Source organism: Desulfarculaceae bacterium (assembly GCA_020444545.1).
Classification (GTDB): Bacteria; Desulfobacterota; Desulfarculia; order Desulfarculales; family Desulfarculaceae; genus Desulfoferula.
Genome location: JAHLKT010000002.1, coordinates 710,385 through 731,864, shown reverse-complemented (window position 1 = coordinate 731,864; position 21,480 = coordinate 710,385). Strand labels below are relative to the sequence as shown.

Below are 21,480 nucleotides of genomic sequence, written 5' to 3'. Positions count from 1 at the left end.
CCAAATCCGGCGAAACAGCTTGACGCGTGCCGAGATTTAAATATAATCTAAAAAATAAAATATCGCTTAAATGTGGGCAGGTCAAGAGTAAAGAGAGTGAGGAATTAGCGGAATGGCCGGCCGGCAAGAAATGAGCCCAAGATGGGCCTCGGCCTGGCTAAAATATACTGATAAGGCGCGGCGCGCGCACCAAGCGAAAGCGCCGGGGCCCGCACCGCTCTTCATCAACCGCAGCCAAGGTGTGAACTCATGATTCTGAGACGGGCCGGAATCGTCTTGATTGCTTTGTCCCTGGTGCTCGGCCTGGGTGCTCAAACCACCTGCCTGGCAGCCAGGGCGTTCGTCATCGGCTGCACCGTTCCCCTGACCGGCCAGTTCGGCAAGGTCGGCCAGCTCCTTAAAGAGTCCTACGGCCTCTGGGCCGAGAAAGTCAACGACAACGGCGGCATCGCCGGACAAAATCCCGTCAGGCTGGTTTTCCGCGACGACCAGTCCAGCCCCAAGGTCAGCGCCATGCTGGTGGAGCGGCTGATCACCCAGGACAAGGTGGACCTGCTGCTGGGCTCCTACGGCTCGGCCCAGGTCATGGCCGCCGCCGCCGTGGCCGAGCGCCACAAGGTCCCTTATCTCTCGGGCGGCGCCTCGGCCGATCGGCTCTATCAGCGGCATTACAAATATTTCTTCGGCACCCTGGGCAAGGCCACCGAGGCGGTGCGCGGCGCGGTGGAGGTATTCACCACCGTTAGCCCCAAGCCCAAGACCGTGGCCATTCTGGGCTCCAACCTGCCTTTTGCTAAACTGGCCTGCCAGGGCTTTAAGAAATACGCCGAAAAGAGCGGTTTCAAGATCATCCACTATGAGCTGTTCCCGGTGCAGCTCAAGGACTACGACACCATCCTGCTAAAGGCCAAGGCCAAGCGGCCCGATCTTTTGTTGGTGGGCTCCCGCCTGGAAGTGGCCGTCAGGATGGTCGAGGCCATGCAGGCCATCGACTTCAACCCCAAGGCGGTGGCTTTCAGCGACGGCCCCCTGTCGCCCGCCTTTAGGCAGGGGCTCAGGGCCAAGGCCGACTATGTGTTCACGGCCGGCGAATGGGCGCCCAACCTGCCTTTTGTGGGATCGGTGTTCGGCAGCGCCCGGGAGTTCAACGACACCTTCCAAAAGCGCCTGGGTCGAGCGCCCGGCTCCGTGGAGGCGGCTAGCGTGGCCGCGGCGGTGGCCCAGCAAAAGGCGGTGGAAGCCCTGGGGCTGAGGCCCGGTTTTGGGCCCGCCGCCCGCATCAGGCTGGCCGAAAAGCTGCACCGCATGGAGCTGACTACCTTCTACGGTCCGGTGCGCTTTGATGCCGACGGAGCCATCCAAAAACGACCGCCGGTTGCCATGCAGGTGCAAAAGGGGCGGATCGTCAACGTCTATCCAGAGGATTGGGCTGAAAAGAAGCCCTTGTACCCCATGCCGGCCTGGAAGGACCGTTAGGGTAGGGACGCCTTAATGCCTGGTTTATATAGGTCAATATTAGGAATGAATTCAAAAAACTTGACGGGAAACCAATTTAAATTATATTTAAACAATAAAGTAAATATTAATTTACACCTGGGCGCAAGCCTTTGGCGAATACACTAGGGAGTAGACGCCAGGATGTATCGAGGGGTGGAGAATAAACTGAATAGCTTCCGGTTGGCTATTTTTTCGCGCCTCCCGGCGCGCGCCTCACGGGGCGCGGGATTAGGCGCGTCACCAATGAAACTCACTGAAGGAGGGCTCGATTCATGAAAAAATTTGCGTGGCTGCTCAGCTTTATGGCGGCGTTGCTTATTTGCTTCGCCGGCGTAACCAACGCCAAGGCGGCCGATGAGAAGAAAAGCATTCACCTGAAATTCTCCACCTGGCATCCGCCCATGAGCCGCGAGGTCAAGACGGTGTGGATTCCCATGCTGGAGGAGCTCAAGAAGCGCAGCGACGGCCGCATCACCTACACCCTCTATGCCGGCGGCGCCCTGGGCAAGGGCCCCGAGCACTTCGACATCGTGAAAAACGGCCTGTCGGACATGGGCTACTTCACCGCCACCTGGACCCCCGGCCGCTTCCCCATGACCGACGTGCTCTCCATGGCCGCCTGGGTCGACGGCAAGGACCTGGCCACCGACATCGGCAACCAGGTTTACAAGAAGGCCCTGGAGAAGGAGTTCAAGGGCGTCAAGGTGCTGGAACTCAACGGCTGCATCCAGGCCTTCCTGTGGACCACCAAGCCGGTGCACACCCTGGAGGACCTGAAGGGCCTCAAGATCCGCACCCCCGGCGGCATGCAGACCAACTACATCAAGTCCCTGGGCGCCCAGCCCGTGTTCATGCCCCTGGGCGACGTGTACCTGGCCATGGAGACCGGCACCATCGACGGTCTGGTCACCTGTCCTCCGCTGGTGCTGGCCTTCAAGCTCTATGAAGTGGCCAAGTACGGCGTCAAGGCGACCTTCGGCTGCGTGTCCGAGGGCGTGATCATGAACGAGAAGTCCTGGAAGCGCACTCCCAAGGACCTGCAGGCCATCATCATGGAGGTGGTGGGCAACCCCTTCGCCCACACCCACGGTCTGGACAAAAAGACCTATGCCAAGATGATGAAGGAGATCAAGGCCAAGGGCGTGAAGGTCTACGACCTGCCTCCCAAGGAGGAGCAGCGTTGGTTCGCCCGCTTCCAGGAGGTTACCCGCCAGTGGGTGGCCGAGCTGGAGAAGCAAGGCAAGCCCGCCAAGGAAGCGGTGATGATGTACAACCAGGCGGTCCAGCAGGCCGGTTCCACTTGCGTGGCCTTCCCGCCCGAGTGGAATACCGAGAAGAAGAAGTAAACATCTAGCAGGCGCAGGCCCCGAACCCGGGAGCACCCATGGAAGCGTACGAAAAAACCAAGGCCTTCATTCAAAAGGTAACTCGCGGGTTGACCTATGTGGGCATGTTCCTGCTCATCCCCATGATGTTATGGACGGCTGCCGAGGTGGTGGGCCGGGGCGTTTGGTCCCGGCCCATCCCCGGCACCCTGGAAATGTCCTCCTACATGCTCTCGGTGTTCATCCTGTTGGGTCTGGCCTACACCCAACAGGCAAAGGGCCACGTGCGGGTGACCATGTTCACCGACCGCCTGCCCAAAAAGGTCTCCCTGAGCCTCGACCTATTAACCAATCTCCTGAGCATCTTCATCATCGCCATGCTCTGTTGGCAAGGCTACGCGGTGGCCATGGAAGAGGTGTCCGTCTCGGACATGCTGCGCGTGCCCCAGGCTCCCTTCCGGATGCTGGTGGCCGTGGGAGCGCTCTTCCTCTGCCTGGAGCTGATCTTCGATCTGGTGGACACCGTGCGCGAGTTGGCAGGTAACTAATGTTGGATCCCATCACCGTAGGAGTTCTCGGCACCATCGCCGTATTCGTCCTCCTGTTCCTAGGTATGCCCATCGCCTTCGCCCTGATGCTGGTAGGCTTCTCCGGCATCAGCTACCTGGCTTCCATGGACGCCGCGCTGCCCAAGCTGGCCAGCACGGTGTGGGAGGTGGCCTCCTTCTATCCCTACACGGTGATCCCCTTGTTCATCGTCATGGGCGGCTTCGCCTCCAGCTCGGGCATCACCAGCGAGCTTTACGGCACCTTCGACAAATGGATGCGCCGCTTGCCCGGCGGCCTGGCCATCGCCACCATCGGCGCCTGCGGCGGTTTCGCGGCGGTGTCGGGCTCCTCGGTGGCCACCGCGGCCACCATGGGCACCGTGGCCCTGCCGGAAATGAAGCGCTTCAACTACCGCGCCAGCCTGGCCACCGGCGCGGTGGCCGCGGGCGGCACCCTGGGCTTTCTCATTCCGCCCAGCATCGGTTTCGTGGTCTATGGAATGCTCACCGAGCAGTCCATCGGCAAGCTCCTGGTGGCGGGCATCATGCCGGGGTTTTTGCTCGCCTTCGCCTACGTGGGCATAGTGGTCGCCTGGGTGAAGTTGATCCCCGCGGCCGCCCCGGCCAGCCCGGAGCGGGTTAGCTGGGCCGACAAGTTCGCTTCCCTCAGGGGCGTGTGGGAGCCGCTGGCCCTGTTCTTCATCGTCATGGGCGGCATCTACGCGGGCTTTTTCACCCCCACCGAGGCCGGCGCGGTGGGCGCCACGGTGCTGTTCCTGGTGGCCCTGGTGAAAAGACGCCTTAGCTGGCAGGTGCTGATCAGCGCCCTGTTCGAGTCGGTGCGCATCTCGGTGATGGTGCTGTTTTTGGTGGCGGGCGCCAACGTGTTCTCCTATTTCCTGGCCCTGTCCACCATCCCCACCCAGGTGGCCACCTGGGCCACCGGCCTGGAGGTCTCGCCCTACCTGATCCACACGGTGATCATCCTGATCTACCTTTTCCTGGGCTGCTTCCTGGACGCCATCTCCATGATGGTGCTCACCCTGCCGGTGATCTACCCCATCATCACCGCCCTGCATTTCGACCCCATCTGGTTCGGGGTCATCGCGGTGCTGATGATGGAGGCGGGGCTCATAACGCCGCCCATGGGGTTGAACATCTTCACCGTGGCGGGCGTGGACCCCAGCACCAAGCTGGAAACGATTTTCAAGGGTGTCGCGCCCTTCCTGTTGGCCATTTTCTTCGTGGCCTTCTTGATCACGGTCATCCCCGGCATTGCCACTCTTTTGCCGGGCATGATGAACCGGTGACGGGAATCTGGCTATGCCCCTCGAGTTCACTCTCAACGGTTCCCCGGTAAGCCTGGAGGATGTCCCCGGCGAAGCCACCCTTTTGGAGGTCCTGCGCGAGCGCCTGGAGATGCTGGGCGTCAAGGAGGGCTGCGGGGTGGGCGAGTGCGGAGCCTGCACCGTGCTCATCGACGGCGAGGCGGTCAACTCCTGCCTAACCGCCGCCCGGCAGGCCGCCGGACGCGAGATCACCACGGTGGAGGGCCTGGCCCGGGGCGGCGAGCTGCACCCCATGCAGGAGGCCTTCGTGGAGACCGGCGCGGTGCAGTGCGGCTTTTGCACCCCCGGCATGATCCTCTCTTCCCTTGATTTGGTAAGCCACAACCCCGACCCCGCCGACCCCGAGATTCGCCGCGCCCTGTCGGGCAACCTGTGCCGCTGCACCGGGTACCACGACATCGTGCGCGCGGTGCGCCGGGGGGCCAAGCACATGCGGGGGGAGGGCGGCGAATCATGAGCCGCTTTGTCCAGCCCGCCTCGCTGGACGAGGCCCTGGAAGCGCTGAGCCGGGGTGACGCCAAGTCTCTGGCCGGGGGCACCGACCTGATGGTGGCCCTGCGCAAGGCCCGCCTGCAAGGCGGAGACCTGCCCGCCACTCTGGTGGACCTCACCCGTTTGCCCGAGCTGCAACGCATCCGCCTGGACGGCGACGAGCCCTATCTTGGCGCGGGCCTCACCTTTCGCTTTTTGGAGAGCAACCCGGCCGTGGCCCGGCGCCTGCCCCTGCTGGCCAGGGCCGCCGCCTCGGTGGGCTCGGTGCAGGTGCGCAGTACGGCCACCATCGGCGGCAACGTGGCCAACGCCTCGCCCGCGGCCGACGGGCTAACTGCCCTGACCGCCCTGGAGGCCAGCGCGGAGATCGCCTCTCCCCGGGGACAGCGCTTCTGCCCCTTGCACGAGCTGATCACCGCGCCCAACCAGACCACCCTGGCCGAGGACGAGATCATCCTGGGCTTCCGCCTGGCCCTGCCGCCCGACCCGGACGGCCAGGCCTTCCTAAAGGTGGGGCGCCGTCACGAGGTGGCCGTGGCCCGGCTCAACCTGGCCGTGGCCCTGGACCGCAGCCTGGAAGACCCCCGTGTGGTGCTGGGCTCCTGCTTCCCCAGCCCCCACCGCATGATCGACGTGGAGAATCTTTTGCACGCCGGCCAGCCGGGACCGGATTTGTGGCAACACGCCGGCGAGATCGCGGCCAGCCACTTCACCGACGTGTGCGGTTGGCGTTCTTCGGCCGACTACAAGGTCCCGGCCATCACCCGCTGCACCGCCCAGGCGCTGTCCATGGCCTGGTCCGGTCTGGAGGCCGCGTCATGAGCGTGGGGCAGAGCATGGCTCATAGCGGGGTCTACGCCCGGGTGCGCGGGGAGACCCGTTTCGGTTGGGACCAGGGCCGATCCGAGGATCTGCACCTGGCCTGCGTGCGGGCGGAGGCGGCTCCGGCTCGCATCGTGAACATCGACCCCGCCGCCGCCCTGGCCATGCCCGGGGTGGTGCGGGTGTTCACCGCGGCCGACGTGCCCGGCCAGCACGACCTGGGCATCATCGCGGTAAGCCGGGACCAGGAGTTTCTGGCCGTGGACACGGTGCGCCAGAAGGGCCAGGCCGTGGCCCTGGTGGCGGCCAGCACCCGCGCCCAGGCCCTGGCCGGGGCCCGCGCGGTGCGGGTGGAGCTGGCCAAGCTGCCCGGCGTCTTTGACCCCGAAGAGGCCCTGGCCCCCGGCGCGCCCCTGGTGCATCCTGATCATCCCGGCGGCAACCTGCTCCGGGAAAACTTGATCAAGCGGGGCGACGTGGACGCGGCTCTGGCCGCCAGCGCGGTTACCGTGGAGGCGGTGTATTCCACCAGCCCACTGGAGCACGCCGCCCTGGAGGTGGAGGGCGGCCGCGCCTGGTGGCAGGACGGCCAGCTGGTGGTCGAGGCCTGCACCCAGAACCCGCATTACGACCAGGCCGACCTGGCCCGCTTTTTGGGCGTGCCCGAGGAAAAGATACGGGTGATCCAGGCCGAGACTGGCGGCGGCTTCGGCGGCAAGCTGGACCTCTCGGTGCAGCCTTTCTTGGCCCTGGCCGCCTGGCATCTGGTGCGCTCGGTGTGCATGCGCTTCACCCGCGAGGAGTCCTTCCTGGCCACGGCCAAGCGCCACCCCTTGCAAATGCACTACATCACCGGAGCCGACGAGCAGGGCCGCCTCACCGCGCTCAAGGCGCGCATCCTGGGCGACACCGGAGCCTTTGCCTCTTACGGCCTGGCCGTGTGCATGCGCGCGGCGGTGCACGCCACCGGTCCCTACAACGTGCCCAACGTGGACGTGGCCTGCCGCATGGCCTACACCAACAACGGCTTCTACGGCGCCATGCGCGGCTTCGGCTGCCCCCAGGTGGCTCTGGCCCACGAGGGCCAGATGGACGCCCTGGCCGCCAAGTTGGGGATTGACCCGTTGGAGATGCGCAAGATCAACGCTCTGCGCGCGGGGATGCGCACCTGCACCGGCCAGAAGCTCAATGCCGGGGTGGGGCTGGTGGCCTGCCTGGAGCGCATCGAGCCCATCTACAAGGCCTGGCGCGAGGAGCTGGCCGATAGTGACGGCCTGGGCGGCGTGGGCCTGGGAGCCATGTTCTACGGCATCGGCAACACCGGCGTGTCCAATCCTTCCACCGCCCAGATGGAATGGGGCGCGGACAACACCGTTACCCTCTTCACCGGCGCGGCGGACATCGGCCAAGGCAGCGACACGGCGCTCAAGCAGATCGCGGCCGGCCGCCTGGGCCTGGACGCGGCCCGGGTCAAGGTCTGCCGGGGCGACACCAAGCGCACCACCAACGCGGGAGCCACCTCGGCCAGCCGCCAGACCTACATCTCGGGAAACGCGGCCCTGGCCGCGGCCGACAACCTGGTCATGAGCCTGGTGGAGGGCGCCCGCGAGATGCTGGGCGAGCGCCATTTAGAGATTGAGCTAAAGGACGGCCTGCTCCAGGCCGCCGACGGACGCAGCGTGGAGCCCGCCGAGGTGGCCCGCCATTTGGGCCGCGCGGCGCGGGGGGAGGGCGCCTTTGACCCCAACTTCACCCCCCTGGACCCGGAGACCGGCCAGGGCCGCCCCTATGCGGCCTACGCCTACGCGGCCCAATGCGCCAAGGTGGCGGTGGACCCAGCCAGCGGCATGGTGCGGGTCAAGGAAGTGGCCGCGGCCCATGACGTGGGGCGGGCCATCAACCCCCGCGCGGTGCTGGGCCAGATCTGCGGCGGCGTGGTCATGGGCGTGGGCATGGCCCTCATGGAGGAGCACCACCCCGGCCGCGAAGGCAACTTGCAGCAGTACCACATCCCCACCGCGGCAGACGCCCCGGCCATCACTCCGCTGATCGTGGAGGAGCCCGAGCCTACCGGGCCTTTCGGGGCCAAGGGGGTGGGCGAGCCCGCCTTGATACCCACCGCCCCGGCGGTGGCCTCGGCGGTTAGCCAGGCGGTGGGCACCCCACTGCACCATCTGCCCCTGTCCCTGGAGCGGGTCATGGAGGCCCTGAGCAGCCGAGGTAAGCATCATGAAGATCGATAGGGAAATCTGCAACGGCTGCGGCACCTGCGTGCGCGACTGCCCCGTGGCCGCCGTGGCCCTGGTGGACAAGAAAGCCGCCATCAACGACGCCTGCGTGGAGTGCCGCACCTGCCTCAAGGTCTGCCCCCAGGGCGCGGTGATCGACGAGGTGACCGCCGCGCCCGGCGCGCTGGTCTGCGACCACTGCCCCGTGGGCTGCACCATCGCTCCCGGCCTCACCGGGGCCTGCGGCCGCTACGCCTATGCGGACGGCGAGCTGAAACGCACCCGCCCCCTGGTCACCCTGGCCGAGGTCATCGACCTCATCGGCCCGGAGCCGGAGGCCATCCTGGAGCGCCCCACCATCACCGCCATAGGCGCGGGGGGCACCTATCCCGACTACGTGCCCGCGCCCTACATCATGAGCCACCAGCGCGAGGGCGTGGAGGTGGTGACCGTGGTCACCGAGGTGCCCTTGTCCTACTCGGGACTCAAGCTGAAGATCGACACCGACCTTGAGGTGGGGCCCGAGGGCGCGGAGGTGAAGTTCGAGGGCCGCACCGTGGGCATGGTGGAGACAGAGGAATACGGCTCCAAGATGCTGGCCATCGGCGGGGTCAACCGGCTCACCGGCAAGAACGGCTTTGCGGCCGCCCGCGCGGTGGTGGCCTTAGCCAACCGCGAGGCGCTAAAGCTCAAGGTGAAGGGCGGGGCCAAGCTGGAGGTGCAGGTGGGCTCGCCGCCGGTGATCGACGGCGCGCGGGTGGAGAAGATGCGGGTTGGCTGCGGATCGGCCAGCGCCGGGCTCTTCGCGCCCTTCTTCAAGGACGCGGCCGACGAGGTCATCGTGCTGGACGCCCACATCACCAGCCTTTTCACCCACCACGCGGCCGGGCGCTGCCTGGGGCTCACCCCCGGCGGGGTGGACCTCTGCTTCCCGCGCTCCACTCCGGGGCGCTACTTCGGCACCCACGGCAAGGGCTGGGGCGGCACGGACCTGGAAGACCCCCTGGACATAGTGGCCAAGGTGGACACCAGCAAAACCGCGCCAGGCTCCACCCTGCTCATCACCGAGACCACCGGCCAGAACGCGGCCATGTTCGTGCTGGGCGACGACGGGGTGTATCAGCCCATGGAGCTTAGCGAGGCGGCGAGCGCGGCGGTGGCGGCAATCGCCGAGACCTGCCAGGAGAGCCGCGTTTCGGCGGTGTACGTGGGCGGGGCGGGCGGCTCGGCCCGCGCGGGCGTCACCCGCTACCCATTGCGCCTGACCCGGGCGGTGCACGCGTCCCAGGCGGTGCTCACCTGCGGCGGCGCGCCGGTGTTCGTCTTGCCCGGCGGGGGCATAACCTTCTACGTGGACGTGGAACGGGTCATGCCCGGGGCCTTCACTTGGGTGCCCACCCCGGCCACGGTGGCCCCGGTGGAGTACACCATGCGCCTGAGCGACTACGAGGCCATGGGCGGCCACATGCAGGCGGTCAAGCCATTCGACGCCAAGGAACCCGTGCCTTGGAACCGGTCCAAATAATCCGGCCCGACCTGGTCCTGGTGGACTGGGGCCCCATGACCCTGAGCATATCCGCGTGGGCCAGCGGCGAGCCCCGCCCGGTGATGGCCGCCCAGGCGGCCCGGGTGGCCCTGCGCTGTCTGGCCGTGCTTTCCGATTTTCAAGACTACATGCGCCGCCGGGTGCGCGACCTGCCCGAGGGACGGCCCCTGCCCGAGGTGGTGGCCCGCGCGGTGGATGCTTGCCGCGCGGTGGACCAGAACCTGACCCCTCTGGCCGCCGTGGCCGGCGCGGTGGCCGACCAAGTGGCCGATGCGGCCTTGGCCCTGGGCGCGGACAAGGTGGTGGTCAACAACGGCGGCGACGTGGCCCTGCGCCTGGGGCCGGGCCAGAGCCTCAGCGTGGGCCTGCGGCCTACTTCGGCTGATGACGGGGAGCCCGTATCATTGCTGGGCCGTTTGCGCCTGAGCGCCTCGGACGGCGTGGGCGGCGTGGCCACCAGCGGGTGGCAGGGGCGCAGCCTGTCATCGGGCGTTGCCGACCTGGCCACCGCCTGGGCCTCCAGCGCGGCCCTGGCCGATGCGGCTGCCACCGCCCTGGGCAACGCGGCCCTGGCCCAGGACGCGGCTCGGACCTCGCCCGCTTCTACTCTCGATCCTGAGTGCGGCTTGGGAGAGCAGGCCATAACCACTGGGGTGGAGCGGCTAAGCGAGGCGCAACGGTCCCAAGCCCTACAAGGGGCGCGGGTGCGCGCCCAGGCCTTACACGGCCGCGAGCTTATCGCCGGTTGCGTGGTGATGGTGCAGGGGGACGCCCTGCTCTTGGACCGCACCCGCCGCCTGGACTGGCAGGCATCCCCACCCCCCGGACGTTTGCTGGCCGCCTAGCCCTGGTGCAGAACCTCGGCCATTCCTGACTCCAGGGAGGCCAGAACGATCCTTAGCGAAGAATCCTTTTGCTTGATCAGCTCAGCCGTTTTGCGTCCGGCATGGCCGCAGCCCGGCGCGTCGCACTGATTCAAAAAGACGATCTTGCGGGCTCCGGACGGGGCGTTCTTGAAAAGGCCGTTTTCATGCAGGGCCAGGGCGGCCAGGTGCTCCGGCGCGATGGCCTCGCCGCCGCGAGCCTGGGTGATGCCCAAGAACTCGGCCAAGCCGTAGACGTGTTCCTCGTCCGCCGGCTTGCCCAAGGCGCTCAGGCCCATGACTCCCACCACCACGCTGCTGGCCGCCGGCACCACCGGCTCGTGGGCGCGCGGCGCCTTGAGGGACAGCTTGCGCGCGCCATCCGCCTCCACCAAGATCAGGGGCGCCGCTTCCGCCTGCCACAGCCGGTCTACCAGCTCTGGCTCCAGGCCGATGAGCTTGGACGCGCCGTGCACCACCCGGCGATCGGCCGCCAAATTGAGCACCCAGCCAGGCAGGCAGCGGTCTAGCGCCGTGGAAAGCATGGCCCCGGCATCCTGCTCCACCAGTAGGCGTCCGGCGGGCACGAAGACTTTGGTGGTGGTGGCCACCAGCACCGCTCGCCCATCCAAGGTCGCCTCGCTGGCCAGGGCGTGGACCAGGCTGGTCTTGCCGCCAGCGCCGCACACGCTCACCAGCTCACGGGGGCCCAGGCCCAGGGCGCGGTGCAGGCCGCTCTGCAAGGACAGCTCGGCTCGGCCCAGATCGCGGGGCAGGTCCACATCCATGCCTGCCAGGGGGAAGTTGGGCGGCAGGGCCAACACCTCTTCCTGGTGCGCGGCCAGCACCTGGCGGCCTCCCTGGTCGCCATGAGCCTGCATCAGAGCGGCGAAGTGCTCGCGGCTGAATAGGGTGGGGGGCATTAGTCGTTCATCCCCGGCCAGGGCGGCCAGCTCCTGACCGGTGGTGGCGGCGGCCACGAAACTGTCGATCAAGGCGGGAGTGATCAAGGGTTGGTCGGCCAGCAAGAAAAGGGCGTGGGAGGCCTCGGGCTCGACAGCCGCTAGGCCCAGGCGTAGGGAGCCCGCCTGGCCGCGCACCGCGTTCTGGTTGACCACCACGCGCGCGGCGGGGAAAGCACTAGCCAGGCCCTCGGCCAGCTCGGGGCGGGTGACTACGACTATCTGACCCAGGCTGGAGGACAGCGCCGCCTCGATGGCCCAATGGGCCAGGGGCCTGCCCGCCAGGGGCGCGGTCAACTTGTCGGAGCCGAAACGGGTGGAGAGGCCGGAAGCCAGAATTATTCCCGCGACCATGTTTCCCCCCAGTGTGGGTCAGGGCCCCCAGAGCGGGTCGTCGATTCCGGCCTCGGCGAAACCCTTGGCGCGCAGCAGGCAGGAGTCGCACTGCCCGCAGGGCCGACCGTTTGGCGCGGGGTCATAGCAGGAGTGGGTCAGGCCGTAGTCCAGGCCCAGCTTGAGGCCCGCCTGGATGATCTGGGCCTTGCTCATGCGGATCAGGGGCGCGTGAACCTTGATGCGGCGACCCTGCTCGGTGGCCAGGGCGGTGGCCAGGTTGGCCAGGTTCTCAAAGGCCAGGATGAACTCGGGGCGGCAATCGGGGTAGCCGGAGTAGTCCAGGGCGTTGACCCCGATGAACAGGTCGGTGGCGTCCAGGGCCTCGGCCCAGGCCAGGGCCAGGGAGAGGAATACCGTGTTGCGCGCGGGCACGTAGGTGACCGGGATGCCCTGGGAGATGTCCGCGTCGCTGCGCCCCTTGGGCACCTCGATGTCAGCGGTCAGGGCCGAGCCGCCGAAGGCCCCCAGGTCCACGGTGATCTCCTTGTGCTCCGCCGCGTCCAGGGCCTGGGCCACCCGCCGCGCCGCCTCCAGCTCCACCTGGTGGCGCTGGCCGTAGATCACGGTGAGGGCGTGGCAGATGAAGCCCTGCTCCCTGGCCATGGCCAGGCAGGTGCTTGAATCCAGCCCGCCCGACAAAAGCACCACCGCGCGGGGCTTGTCCTGCGCTTGAGCCAACGATTCCCCGCCGCCTACTTGGCCTGGTTGCCGCGATGCGGGTTGATGGTCATCACCGGCACCGGCGACATCTGCACGATGCGCTGGGCCACGCTGCCAAAGAGGATCTTGTCCAGGCCCTTGCGGCCGTGGGTGCCCATGATCACCAGCTCGATGCCGTTGTCCTTGATGTAGTCCAGGATGCCGTCGGACGGATCGCCCAGCAGATGGGCCGTGACCACTTTCCCGTAGCAGTATAGGTGCTTCTTGACGAACTCGTCGAGCTGCACGCCCAGCTTTTCGTAGTAGCGCTCCCGGAGCTGCTCGATCTCCTCGCCGGTGAAATCCAGGCCTTGGGACTGGGCCAGCAGGGGGCGCACCACATTGACCACGTGCAGCTCGGCCTCGAAGCGCTGGGCCATGGTCAGGGCGAACTCCACCAGCTTGGGCGAGACCTCGGACAGGTCCACGGGGAACAGAATCTTATTGAACTGGATCATGCTATCCTCCAGGGCCCTTTACATCAGGGCTTCCACCCGCGCCACGGCGGGAAGTTGCTCCTTGAGGCTCTTCTCGATGATCTCCTTGAGGGTCACCTTGGCCGAGGCGCAGCCGGAGCAGGCCCCCATGAGCCTGACCAGCACCACGTTCTGGTCGTTGACCCCCAAAAGCTCCACGTTGCCGCCGTGCTTGGCCAACTCCGCGCGGGCGATGCCCAGGGCGGCCTCAACCTGGTCCTTGCTCAATTGTCCCATGGCCTTATTTCTCCTCGAGACGCTCCAGAACCTGCTTGGCCACCGCCAGGAAAGGCCCGCCGTTTTCACCGCGCAACACCTCGCCGGGCTTGCCCTGGTCGGCCAGGGCGCGCACCGAAGGCACCAAAGGCAGCTCGCCCAGGAAAGGCACGCCCAGCTTGGCGGCCAGGGGCTCCACCGAGCCGTGGCCGAAAATCTCGTGGCGGCTGGAGCAGTCGGGGCACATGAAGTAGCTCATGTTCTCCACGATGCCCAGCACCGGCGCGCCCACCTGGCGGAACATGTCCACCCCCTTGATGGCATCGCCCAGGGCCACGTCCTGCGGGGTGGTCACCACCACCGCGCCGTCCACCGGAACTTCTTGGGCCATGGTGATCTGCACGTCGCCGGTGCCCGGAGGAAGGTCCAGGATCAATACATCCAGCGGGGCCCAGGCCACCTCGTGCAAAAGCTGGCGCACCGCTTTCATCACCAGCGGGCCTCGCCAGATCAGGGCCTTGTCCGCGCCCACCAGGAAGCCCACGGACATTACCTTGATGCCGTGCGCCTCGATGGGAGCGATCTTCTCGCCGGCGGCTTCGGGCTTGGCGTTGACCAAGCCCAGCATGATGGGCACCGAAGGGCCGTAGAGGTCCAGGTCCAGCAGGCCCACCTTGAGCCCCTGGGAGGCCAGGGCCAGGGCCAGGTGCACCGCTACGGTGGACTTGCCCACGCCTCCCTTGCCCGAGGCCACGGGCACCACCCACTTGACGCCCTCGATGGGCTGGGGGCCCTGTTTTTCCTTCGGCGGGGGAGGGGCGGGCAGGTGCACCTCGATCTCCTCGGCGCCGGTGGCCTCGCGCACCGCAGCGGCGATGCGGTTCTCCAGCTCCTCGCCCACCTCGGGCGGGGCGGAGAGGGGACGGAGCTTGATCACCGCCTTGCCCTCGACCATGTGGGCCTCGGTGACCAGCTGCATGGAGATAATATCGGTGTCAAAGCCGGGGTAGCTCACCTTCTTCAGGGGCGCTTCCAGCTCCAGATCGATGGGGAATTCCTCTTTGTTCTGGCTCATGGACTGCTCTCAGAGTTAGCGTGAAATTTCTTTCTTAGAATACCAGCCCGGGGCGGCTCAGCCCAGCACCTCCACAAAGGCCTCCAGCCTGAGGCGGGTGCGCCCGTCAATAGGCCCCACCCGGTCGCCTTCCAGGGTGAGCAGGGGCAGGTCCAGCTCTTGGCGCAGGGGCGCGTCCTGCATCTGCCGCCAGCAGAAGGTCTGGGTGTAGTGGATAAGGCCGTGCAGGCCCCGGCGGGCGGCCTCGCGCTTAATGTCCGCGATGCGCCCGCCTACCTCGTAGGGGTAGGTGTAGCGCCGGTATTGCTCGGTCAGGCTTTTCGGGTGGCCCCCCTCGCCGGGCAGCATGGCGAACTGGCGGGGGACCTCGTTGAACACCACCGCCGCGCCCATTTCCTCCAGGGCCTGGTGCAGGCCGTTCATGATGGGCGGCACGCCCAACAGGCCCAGGCGCACCCGGGGCTCGCGCAGGGGGCGGGCCTCGGCCTCGGCCAGAAAGACTCGCAGGCGCGCGGCGAAATCATCGGAGTCGCCATCAAAGTCGCTGGCGCTCACCAGCCAAAGATGGTTCTCCGCCCCAGTGACCTTGCCCTCTTGCCAGGTCAGGTGGTCCAGGCACTCCAGGTCGTCGCGCAGGGGCTCGAGCCCGGCGCGCATCTCTTCGGCCCGGTCCAAGTCCGCGCCCAGGGCCGTGGCCAAGCGGGCCAGGGAGCGCTCCAAACCGGCCCGGTCGCCCGCGTCGGGATAGTCAAAGGGCATTATGGAGCGCCCCTCGCGGGAGAGTAGCTCCATGAGGCCGTGGGTGTTGGAGCAGTCGCCCCGGGTGATGCCCACGATGGCGCCCACCTCGGGGTGAGCCAGGCACCAGGCGTACATGCCCTTGATCCAGGCGCAGAGGGTGCGGGGCAAACCCAGGTCCTCGGCCCGCTGCACCAGCGAGGCCGGGTCGGGATGGGTGATGAAGCGGTTGTTAAGGTCCACCGGGGTCCAGCCCCCGGCCAGGGCCACTTCCACGGGTATGGTGGAGGTGAGGCCCAGCAGGCGGGGGGAGGACAAGGGCCTTTCCTAGCAGAGGGGCGCGGAGCCCTCGGGGCTGATGCGCACCCGGGCGTCCACGGCCATGACCCCGCCGGGACCGGCCAAGAGGGGGTTCACATCCAGCTCCACGATTCCCGGCACCTGGGCGGCCAGGATGGAAAGGCGCATCACCGCCTCCAGAACAGCGGGGCGCTTGACCGGGAGGGCGCCCCGGAAGCCCTTGAGCAGGCGGGCTCCCTTGAGCTGGTCCATCATCTGGCCCGCTTCCTTGTCGTCCACCGGAGCCAGGCGCAGGCTCACGTCGCCCAGGGCCTCGGCCGCCGTGCCACCCAGGCCCAAGAGCACCACCGGCCCGAAGCTGGGATCGCGCTTGATGCCCAGGATCAGCTCCTGGCCGCCGGTGATGTGGTTCATCACCAGCAAGCGGCTGGGCTTCAGCTCGGCCATCATTTTCTCGGCCGCGGCGCGCAGCTCCTCCGGGGTTTGCAGATTCAAGACCACGCCGCCGGACTCGGTCTTGTGCAACAGCTCGCCGCCACCCACCGCCTTGAGCACCACCGGGTAGCCCAGGGAAGCGGCCGCGTGCACCGCGTCCTCGGGGTCCAGGGCGGCCACGAAAGGAGCCACCGGGATGCCCGCGCCGTTCAGGACGTGCAGCGATTCGGGCAGCTCCAGCCAGCCGTCCGGCCCGGCCGAGGCGGTCAGCTGCTGCACCAGCCTGCGGTCGAAACCGCCGGAGCAGGAGGCCTCGCTCTCGGGCCCTACCTTGCCCGCCTCTTCGGATGCGGCCAGGGCCGCGACCGCCTCCTCGGCAAAGGGGAACACCGGGATGGTGGCCAACTCGGCGGCCACGATGGCCTCCTCCGCATCCACCAGCAGGGCCAGGGCCACCGGCTTGTCCGTTTCGCGGCACAGCTCGCCCACCTTGGCCACGAACTTGCGCGAGCCCTCCACCTCGGGGCCGCGATAGCCGTGCACCATCACCACGCCGTCTATGTCGGGCAGGGACAGGGCGCCCTTGAGGATGTCCACGTAGATCTCGAACTTGAACAGGTCGCCCAGGTCCAGCGGGTTTTGCAGGTTGATGACCGAGGCGCGGGTGGCCTCCTGGATGGGCTTCAGATATTCGGGCGGCAGGGTGGGCAGCTCCATGTTGTGGCGATAGGCCGCGTCCGCAGCCACCACCGCGTGGCCTCCGGAGCGGGAGATGATGGCCAGGCGGCGTCCCTTGGGTTTGGGCAGGCTCAGGCCCTTGATCACCTGGAGGCACTCGTGCACCGTGTGCACCCGGATGGCCCCGGCCTGCTTCAGGGCCGCGTCCACGATGGCGTCATCGTTGGCCAGGGCCGAGGTATGGCTGCTGGCGATGCCGTGGCTCAGCTCGCCCACGTTGGACTTGTGCACCACCACCGGCTTATCCGTGGAGCGGATCAGCTCGTAGAGCGCCCGGCCGTCCACGATGGACTCCAGGTAGAGCAGGATGGACTTGGTCTGGGGGTCCTCGATGAGATAGGAGAGCAGGTCGCGCTCGTTCACGTTGAGCTTGTTGCCCATGGAGCAGAACTTGGCCACCCCCACCTTGGAGACCGAGGCCGCGTGCAGATAGGTAAGGCCGATGCCGCCGCTCTGGGCCATGATGGACAGCCCGCCGCGCATGGCGGGGCGGTCCAGCAGGGGGAAAGGTACCGAGACCCCGGAGTCGGTGCAGATGACTCCGATGCAGTTGGGCCCGATGAAGCGCATGCCGTACTTGGCGGCCGTGGCCTTGATCTGCTCTTCCAGATCGCCGCGCCCCGAATCCAGCTCGCTGAAGCCGCCGCTCTCGATGACCACCCGCTTGCAGCCCCGCTGCCCCAGGTCCTCCATGAGGCCGGGCACCGTGGCCGCCGGGGTGAGGATCACCGCCATGTCGGGCGCTTCGGGCAGATCGGCCGCCGAGGGGTATAGGGTGCGGCCTTCCAGCTCGCCGCCCTTGGGGTTGACCAGATAGATCTCGCCGGCGAAGCCCTGGTTTTGCAGGTTCTTGAAGATGTTGCGGCCCATGTTGCCCGGACGGGGAGAAACGCCCAGGATGGCCACCGAGTCAGGATAGAAGAACTGCTTCATCAGGACCTCGCTTAGCGGGTGAGCTGCGTGCGGTGCTGGCGCGTGGAGCCGTATTTATGGGCAGCTTGCCGCGCCCGCGGCAATGCTCAATAAAACCACCCAAGACCCCGGGTGTCAATATGAATGGTGGTTCAGTCTAATTGTAGATGGGGTAGCCTGCCTCTTCGCGTAATTTGCGGTTGGTTTGGAAGAGCTCTTCAAAAAAAGATAGGACCGCTTGGGCGTATTCTTCGAAGTCCTGTTCAGATATCCATAGGCTATCGCCAGCAAGAGGCGTGATTATGGGGCCCGGAGGCAGGGAAGGGATATCTTGCCCCCTGAAACTAGGGTGCTCAAACAGTACCGGGCGTAACTTTTTTACTTCCTCGCATGACCGACCGTCACCGTGTTTTACACAATTACATACATATTTTAATTCTTTAATTTTTGGGTATGTTTTGAATGAAAATGTTTCGATTCCTTTGTCTGTCAGCATTTGATTCACGATTGTTGCATTTAGCGAATGCGGGTCAGGGAACGTCGCAGGGTGAATGAGTTCATGCATACATAGATAAACGAGGTGCTGTTCATATAGGTGATACAGATGCACGGAAAATAAATTTAATATTCCATATGTTAAATTGGTTAACAGAGAATAATGATCGAGACCCATTTCCATTGCATAATCCGCCATGCTGCCAGGGTCTGCATTCTCAGAATACCCCTCAGCATACCATGCTCGGTCTGACACTTCGTCAGCCTCAACTTCGGCTTGTTTAAAAATGGGGATAATTTTTTCCTTAACAATTTTTAATATTGTTGTTATTTGCGGTCGTATTTCACCTTCCAAATATTTTTCCCAAAATGGGTCAATGCCCGTATCTTGATGTTCATCAACCATCTTCTTGCCTTCATCTTTTCGCCAGGCTGCGCGCGGCCAGCCCCAGGCTGGGCAGGTCGTTGCCCACGATCTCCTGCCAGAACTCGCCTAAAAAGGCCAACGCCCCGGAAACCTGATCCATGGGCAGGCGCAGGCGTCCCAAGGCGGCGGGCTCCAGGCTCACGGCGGCGCGCAGGGATTTGATCAGCCCCGCCGGGGCGGGGTGGTCGCGCTGCCCAGGCGGGCAGGCCGGGCAGGTGAGGCCTCCGCCCAGGCTGAGGCGGCCACCGCCAGCTCCGGTGTGGGGGCGTCCGCAGAGCAGGCAGGAGTCCAGGTTCAGGCCATAGCCTAACAGCTCCAGGAGGCGGGCCAGGAATATGACCAGGGCCGAGCCCAGCTCCGCCGGGTCGCTGGCCTTTTCCATGCGCCCCAAGGTGGCCTGGGCCAGCTCCAGGGCTCCGGGCTGGGGGGCCTGCACCGGCGTGGCCCTGAGCAATAGCTCCAGCACCGGGCCCGAGGCCATGAGGCGGCGGTAGTCGGCCCGCAGGCCCACGTGGGCGGCCAAAACCCTGGCGCTCTCCAGGCGCCACAAGTCCGCGCTTTTGGTGGGGGCCAGGTCCATCTCCAGCAAGTGCCCGGCCAGGAGCACCCCGAAGAAGCGCTGCTTGGAGCGCTTGCCGCCCTTGGCCACGGCGGTGAGGCGGCCCAGGCGGCGGGTGAACAGGTCCACCAAGAGGTCGCTCTCGCCCAGGGAGCGCAGGCGCAGCACCAGGCCCCGCGTAGCCGGAGGCAACACGGCTAGGCAATCTCCCCCAGGAAGCCGGACACCAGCAGGGCCAGTTCCTGGGGCCGGGTGTACACCGGCATGTGGCCGCAAGGAAGCAGGTGAAAGGGGGTGCCGTAGGGAAGGTGGCCCAAGAGGCGTCCCACATGGCGTGCAGGGGTGATGCGGTCCTTGCGGCCGCCCACCATCATCACCGGCACGCTCATGGTGTCCAGGCGATGCCAAAGGGGCTCCTCCAGCAGAGTCCGGCCCGCTCGCACGAAGGAGCGCTCCACCAAGGGGCCTTCCAGGGAGTCCCACTGGGCCTGCACCCGGCGGGTCAGCTCCTGGCGGGAGGGATGGTTGGGGTCGCCGTAGATGTTGCGTATCCACAGGGCAATCAAGGATCGGTGGTAAATGCGCAGGTGGCCGTCGGGCCGGGCGAAAAGGGACAACGCTAGACGCTGGAGCCGGCCGACCCGCTTGTGGCCCCCGGCCGGGCACACCGCCACCACCGCCCGGGTCAGCTCCGGCCGCTCCAGACCCTGGGTGAGCACGATCTGCCCGCCCATGGAGTGGCCCAGCCAAAAGGCGCTCTCCAGGCCCAGCTCGACGGATACTTCGGCCAGCTCCTCCACGAACAATCGGGGCGAGTAGGCCAGGTCCGGCTTGTCCGAGTCGCCCGAGCCGGGCAGGTCCGGGATGAGCAAAGTGAAGCGCTCTTGCAGATAGGGGGCCAGGGCGTAGAAGTCGTGGGCGCTGCCGCCCAGGCCGTGCACCAGCCACAGGGCCGGGCCTTGGCCGCCGGATACCAGGTGCAGCCAGCCCCAGTCCCGGCGCAGCCAATAGTGTCCGAGACCTTGGGGGGGCGCGGGAAGGGCGGCGGGCGGCATGGAAGCTCCTTTTTGGTTGCCGCTGGGCATGGCGGCTAGTATCTTCTTAATCAAGCGGACTTTTCGTCCCCGGCCCAGGTGCCTATCTTAACCCAATTATGGGCGCTGCAAAGGCTGTTTGGGCAGATCCCGCCGCGAAAGGCGACATGGCACAGAAAAGCAAAGCAAAATCCAAAGCCAAAGCCCCGGCCAAGACCAGCAAAAAGAAAAGCAGCACCACCAGCCGGAAGAAGACCGCCCCCGAGGCGACTCCGCCGGTGGTGGAGCCCGAGGTGCTGGACCCCGAGCCCGAGGAGGAGCCCAACCCCGAGGAGGGCAAGGAGCTCGACCTGGACTTTTCCGGGCCCGAGGACGGCGATGGCGATGATGCTGAAGTGGACGACGGCTTAAAGGAGGGCGGCGGCCTGGTGCCCATGCCCGCCGGAGGCCCCCCCGCCCAGGCCAGCGCCTTGCAACGCTATCTGTGGGAGGCCCGCCACTACCCCCTGCTTACCCGCGAACAGGAGCTGGAGCTTACCAAGGCCTATTACGAGACCGGCGACCCTGACCTGGCCGCCAAGCTGGTGACCAGCAATTTGCGCCTGGTGGTGAAGATCGCCATGGATCACCAGCGCTACTGGATGCGCAACCTGCTGGACCTTATCCAGGAAGGCAACATCGGCCTGTTGCAGGCGGTGCAGAAGTTCGACCCCTTCCGGGGCATCAAGTTCTCTTATTACGCCTCTTTCTGGATCAAGGCCTACATACTCAAGTTCATCATGGACAACTGGCGCCTGGTGCGCCTGGGCACCACCCAGGCCCAGCGCAAGCTGTTCTACAATCTCAAGCGCGAGCAGGAAAAGCTCCAGGCCCAGGGCATCACCCCCGGCCCCAAGCTGTTGTCCACCCGCCTGGGGGTCAGCGAGAAAGACGTCATCGAGATGTCCCAGCGACTTGACTCCTGGGAGCTGAGCCTGGACGCCCCGGTGCGCGAGGACTCCGACGAGGCGCATCAGAGCTTCCTGACCGACGAGGAGCAGCCCGACCTGGACGACGAGCTGGCCAACCAGGAGCTCCGGCAGCTTTTCCACGACGAGCTCATGGCCGTGCGCGAGACTCTGGACGACAAGGAAAAAGACATCCTGGACCGCCGCCTCCTGTCCGAGGACCCCATGACCCTGAACGACCTGGGCGAGGAGCACGGCGTGAGCCGGGAGCGCATCCGGCAGCTCCAGGTGCGGCTCATGGAAAAGCTCAAGGAACGGCTCAGCGAGCGTATACCCAACTTCGAGGAACAGTTTGCCGACTTGGTGGAAGGCGATTAGGCCCGTCGCGGGCCGCGCGGTTT

Annotated in this window: 20 protein-coding genes; 10 read left to right on the top strand and 10 right to left on the bottom strand. The window is 66.2% G+C overall.

The genetic code is table 11. The annotated features are described in order from the left end of the window. Positions 1 to 249: 249 nt before the first annotated feature. From KQH53_07865 to KQH53_07825, 9 genes are all read left to right on the top strand, one after another. Positions 250 to 1,476 (top strand): amino acid ABC transporter substrate-binding protein, encoded by a 1,227-nt coding sequence (locus tag KQH53_07865; GenBank protein MCB2226580.1) that lies wholly within the window; start codon positions 250 to 252, stop codon positions 1,474 to 1,476. Positions 1,477 to 1,769: 293 nt separating this feature from the next. Next, positions 1,770 to 2,843, top strand: coding sequence for a TRAP transporter substrate-binding protein (locus KQH53_07860; GenBank protein MCB2226579.1), 1,074 nt, complete (start codon positions 1,770 to 1,772; stop codon positions 2,841 to 2,843). Positions 2,844 to 2,881: 38 nt separating this feature from the next. Beyond that, positions 2,882 to 3,370: a TRAP transporter small permease gene (locus tag KQH53_07855; GenBank protein ID MCB2226578.1), complete on the top strand. Its 489-nt coding sequence runs from the start codon at positions 2,882 to 2,884 to the stop codon at positions 3,368 to 3,370. Beyond that, positions 3,370 to 4,680 carry a TRAP transporter large permease gene (locus tag KQH53_07850; protein ID MCB2226577.1) on the top strand — a complete coding sequence of 437 codons (1,311 nt, stop codon included), beginning with the start codon at positions 3,370 to 3,372 and terminating at the stop codon, positions 4,678 to 4,680. The genes KQH53_07855 and KQH53_07850 overlap by 1 nt, the downstream gene beginning before the upstream one ends. Before the next feature lie 13 nt (positions 4,681 to 4,693). Then, entirely contained in the window at positions 4,694 to 5,176 is a 483-nt protein-coding gene (locus KQH53_07845; protein MCB2226576.1) for a (2Fe-2S)-binding protein, read from the top strand. Continuing rightward, positions 5,173 to 6,033: an FAD binding domain-containing protein gene (locus KQH53_07840; GenBank protein ID MCB2226575.1), complete on the top strand. Its 861-nt coding sequence runs from the start codon at positions 5,173 to 5,175 to the stop codon at positions 6,031 to 6,033. Before KQH53_07845 ends, KQH53_07840 begins: the two co-directional genes overlap by 4 nt. Continuing rightward, a complete protein-coding gene (locus tag KQH53_07835; protein ID MCB2226574.1) occupies positions 6,030 to 8,276 on the top strand; it encodes a xanthine dehydrogenase family protein molybdopterin-binding subunit in 2,247 nt (748 codons plus the stop codon). The genes KQH53_07840 and KQH53_07835 overlap by 4 nt, the downstream gene beginning before the upstream one ends. Continuing rightward, on the top strand, positions 8,260 to 9,786 hold the full coding sequence (locus KQH53_07830) for a 4Fe-4S binding protein (GenBank protein ID MCB2226573.1): 1,527 nt from the start codon (positions 8,260 to 8,262) through the stop codon (positions 9,784 to 9,786). Before KQH53_07835 ends, KQH53_07830 begins: the two co-directional genes overlap by 17 nt. Continuing rightward, complete coding sequence (locus KQH53_07825; protein MCB2226572.1) at positions 9,768 to 10,652, top strand: hypothetical protein; 885 nt, start codon at positions 9,768 to 9,770, stop codon at positions 10,650 to 10,652. Before KQH53_07830 ends, KQH53_07825 begins: the two co-directional genes overlap by 19 nt. On the opposite strand, the gene yqeC is transcribed toward KQH53_07825, so the two are convergent. From yqeC to KQH53_07775, 10 genes are all read right to left on the bottom strand, one after another. Further along, positions 10,649 to 11,986, bottom strand: coding sequence for a putative selenium-dependent hydroxylase accessory protein YqeC (yqeC, locus tag KQH53_07820; protein MCB2226571.1), 1,338 nt, complete (start codon positions 11,984 to 11,986; stop codon positions 10,649 to 10,651). The two genes, KQH53_07825 and yqeC, sit on opposite strands and share 4 nt — an antisense overlap. Before the next feature lie 18 nt (positions 11,987 to 12,004). Beyond that, positions 12,005 to 12,706, bottom strand: coding sequence for a 7-cyano-7-deazaguanine synthase QueC (queC, locus tag KQH53_07815; protein ID MCB2226570.1), 702 nt, complete (start codon positions 12,704 to 12,706; stop codon positions 12,005 to 12,007). 14 nt (positions 12,707 to 12,720) lie between these two features. Next, positions 12,721 to 13,185 carry a universal stress protein gene (locus KQH53_07810; protein MCB2226569.1) on the bottom strand — a complete coding sequence of 155 codons (465 nt, stop codon included), beginning with the start codon at positions 13,183 to 13,185 and terminating at the stop codon, positions 12,721 to 12,723. A gap of 18 nt (positions 13,186 to 13,203) precedes the next feature. After that, the gene (locus tag KQH53_07805) at positions 13,204 to 13,440 is read right to left on the bottom strand and encodes a NifU family protein (protein ID MCB2226568.1); all 237 of its coding nucleotides are present in this window, start codon (positions 13,438 to 13,440) and stop codon (positions 13,204 to 13,206) included. Positions 13,441 to 13,444: 4 nt separating this feature from the next. Further along, positions 13,445 to 14,494, bottom strand: a complete 1,050-nt coding sequence (locus KQH53_07800; GenBank protein MCB2226567.1) for an Mrp/NBP35 family ATP-binding protein — start codon at positions 14,492 to 14,494, stop codon at positions 13,445 to 13,447. A gap of 57 nt (positions 14,495 to 14,551) precedes the next feature. Then, the gene (locus KQH53_07795; protein ID MCB2226566.1) at positions 14,552 to 15,550 is read right to left on the bottom strand and encodes a 2-hydroxyacyl-CoA dehydratase; all 999 of its coding nucleotides are present in this window, start codon (positions 15,548 to 15,550) and stop codon (positions 14,552 to 14,554) included. A gap of 9 nt (positions 15,551 to 15,559) precedes the next feature. Next, positions 15,560 to 17,638 carry an acetate--CoA ligase family protein gene (locus KQH53_07790; GenBank protein MCB2226565.1) on the bottom strand — a complete coding sequence of 693 codons (2,079 nt, stop codon included), beginning with the start codon at positions 17,636 to 17,638 and terminating at the stop codon, positions 15,560 to 15,562. A 136-nt stretch (positions 17,639 to 17,774) separates the two neighbouring features. Beyond that, entirely contained in the window at positions 17,775 to 18,518 is a 744-nt protein-coding gene (locus KQH53_07785) for a hypothetical protein (GenBank protein ID MCB2226564.1), read from the bottom strand. Positions 18,519 to 18,528: 10 nt separating this feature from the next. After that, positions 18,529 to 19,293, bottom strand: coding sequence for a DNA repair protein RecO (gene recO / locus KQH53_07780; GenBank protein ID MCB2226563.1), 765 nt, complete (start codon positions 19,291 to 19,293; stop codon positions 18,529 to 18,531). Between the two features lie 2 nt (positions 19,294 to 19,295). Then, entirely contained in the window at positions 19,296 to 20,153 is an 858-nt protein-coding gene (locus KQH53_07775) for an alpha/beta hydrolase (GenBank protein ID MCB2226562.1), read from the bottom strand. Positions 20,154 to 20,566: 413 nt separating this feature from the next. Here KQH53_07775 and KQH53_07770 point away from each other — a divergent pair, with 413 nt between their 5' ends. Beyond that, positions 20,567 to 21,457, top strand: a complete 891-nt coding sequence (locus KQH53_07770) for an RNA polymerase factor sigma-32 (protein MCB2226561.1) — start codon at positions 20,567 to 20,569, stop codon at positions 21,455 to 21,457. Positions 21,458 to 21,480: the final 23 nt, after the last annotated feature.

Excerpts from the sequence above, each read along its gene's own strand:
- KQH53_07865 (MCB2226580.1), top strand. The coding sequence starts at position 250 with ATGATTCTGAGACGGGCCGGAATCGTCTTGATTGCTTTGTCCCTGGTG.
- KQH53_07860 (MCB2226579.1), top strand. The coding sequence starts at position 1,770 with ATGAAAAAATTTGCGTGGCTGCTCAGCTTTATGGCGGCGTTGCTTATT.
- KQH53_07855 (MCB2226578.1), top strand. The coding sequence starts at position 2,882 with ATGGAAGCGTACGAAAAAACCAAGGCCTTCATTCAAAAGGTAACTCGC.
- KQH53_07850 (MCB2226577.1), top strand. The coding sequence starts at position 3,370 with ATGTTGGATCCCATCACCGTAGGAGTTCTCGGCACCATCGCCGTATTC.
- KQH53_07845 (MCB2226576.1), top strand. The coding sequence starts at position 4,694 with ATGCCCCTCGAGTTCACTCTCAACGGTTCCCCGGTAAGCCTGGAGGAT.
- KQH53_07840 (MCB2226575.1), top strand. The coding sequence starts at position 5,173 with ATGAGCCGCTTTGTCCAGCCCGCCTCGCTGGACGAGGCCCTGGAAGCG.
- KQH53_07835 (MCB2226574.1), top strand. The coding sequence starts at position 6,030 with ATGAGCGTGGGGCAGAGCATGGCTCATAGCGGGGTCTACGCCCGGGTG.
- yqeC (MCB2226571.1), bottom strand. The coding sequence starts at position 11,986 with ATGGTCGCGGGAATAATTCTGGCTTCCGGCCTCTCCACCCGTTTCGGC.
- KQH53_07810 (MCB2226569.1), bottom strand. The coding sequence starts at position 13,185 with ATGATCCAGTTCAATAAGATTCTGTTCCCCGTGGACCTGTCCGAGGTC.
- KQH53_07805 (MCB2226568.1), bottom strand. The coding sequence starts at position 13,440 with ATGGGACAATTGAGCAAGGACCAGGTTGAGGCCGCCCTGGGCATCGCC.
- KQH53_07800 (MCB2226567.1), bottom strand. The coding sequence starts at position 14,494 with ATGAGCCAGAACAAAGAGGAATTCCCCATCGATCTGGAGCTGGAAGCG.
- KQH53_07790 (MCB2226565.1), bottom strand. The coding sequence starts at position 17,638 with ATGAAGCAGTTCTTCTATCCTGACTCGGTGGCCATCCTGGGCGTTTCT.
- KQH53_07785 (MCB2226564.1), bottom strand. The coding sequence starts at position 18,518 with ATGGTTGATGAACATCAAGATACGGGCATTGACCCATTTTGGGAAAAA.
- KQH53_07775 (MCB2226562.1), bottom strand. The coding sequence starts at position 20,153 with ATGCCGCCCGCCGCCCTTCCCGCGCCCCCCCAAGGTCTCGGACACTAT.
- KQH53_07770 (MCB2226561.1), top strand. The coding sequence starts at position 20,567 with ATGCCCGCCGGAGGCCCCCCCGCCCAGGCCAGCGCCTTGCAACGCTAT.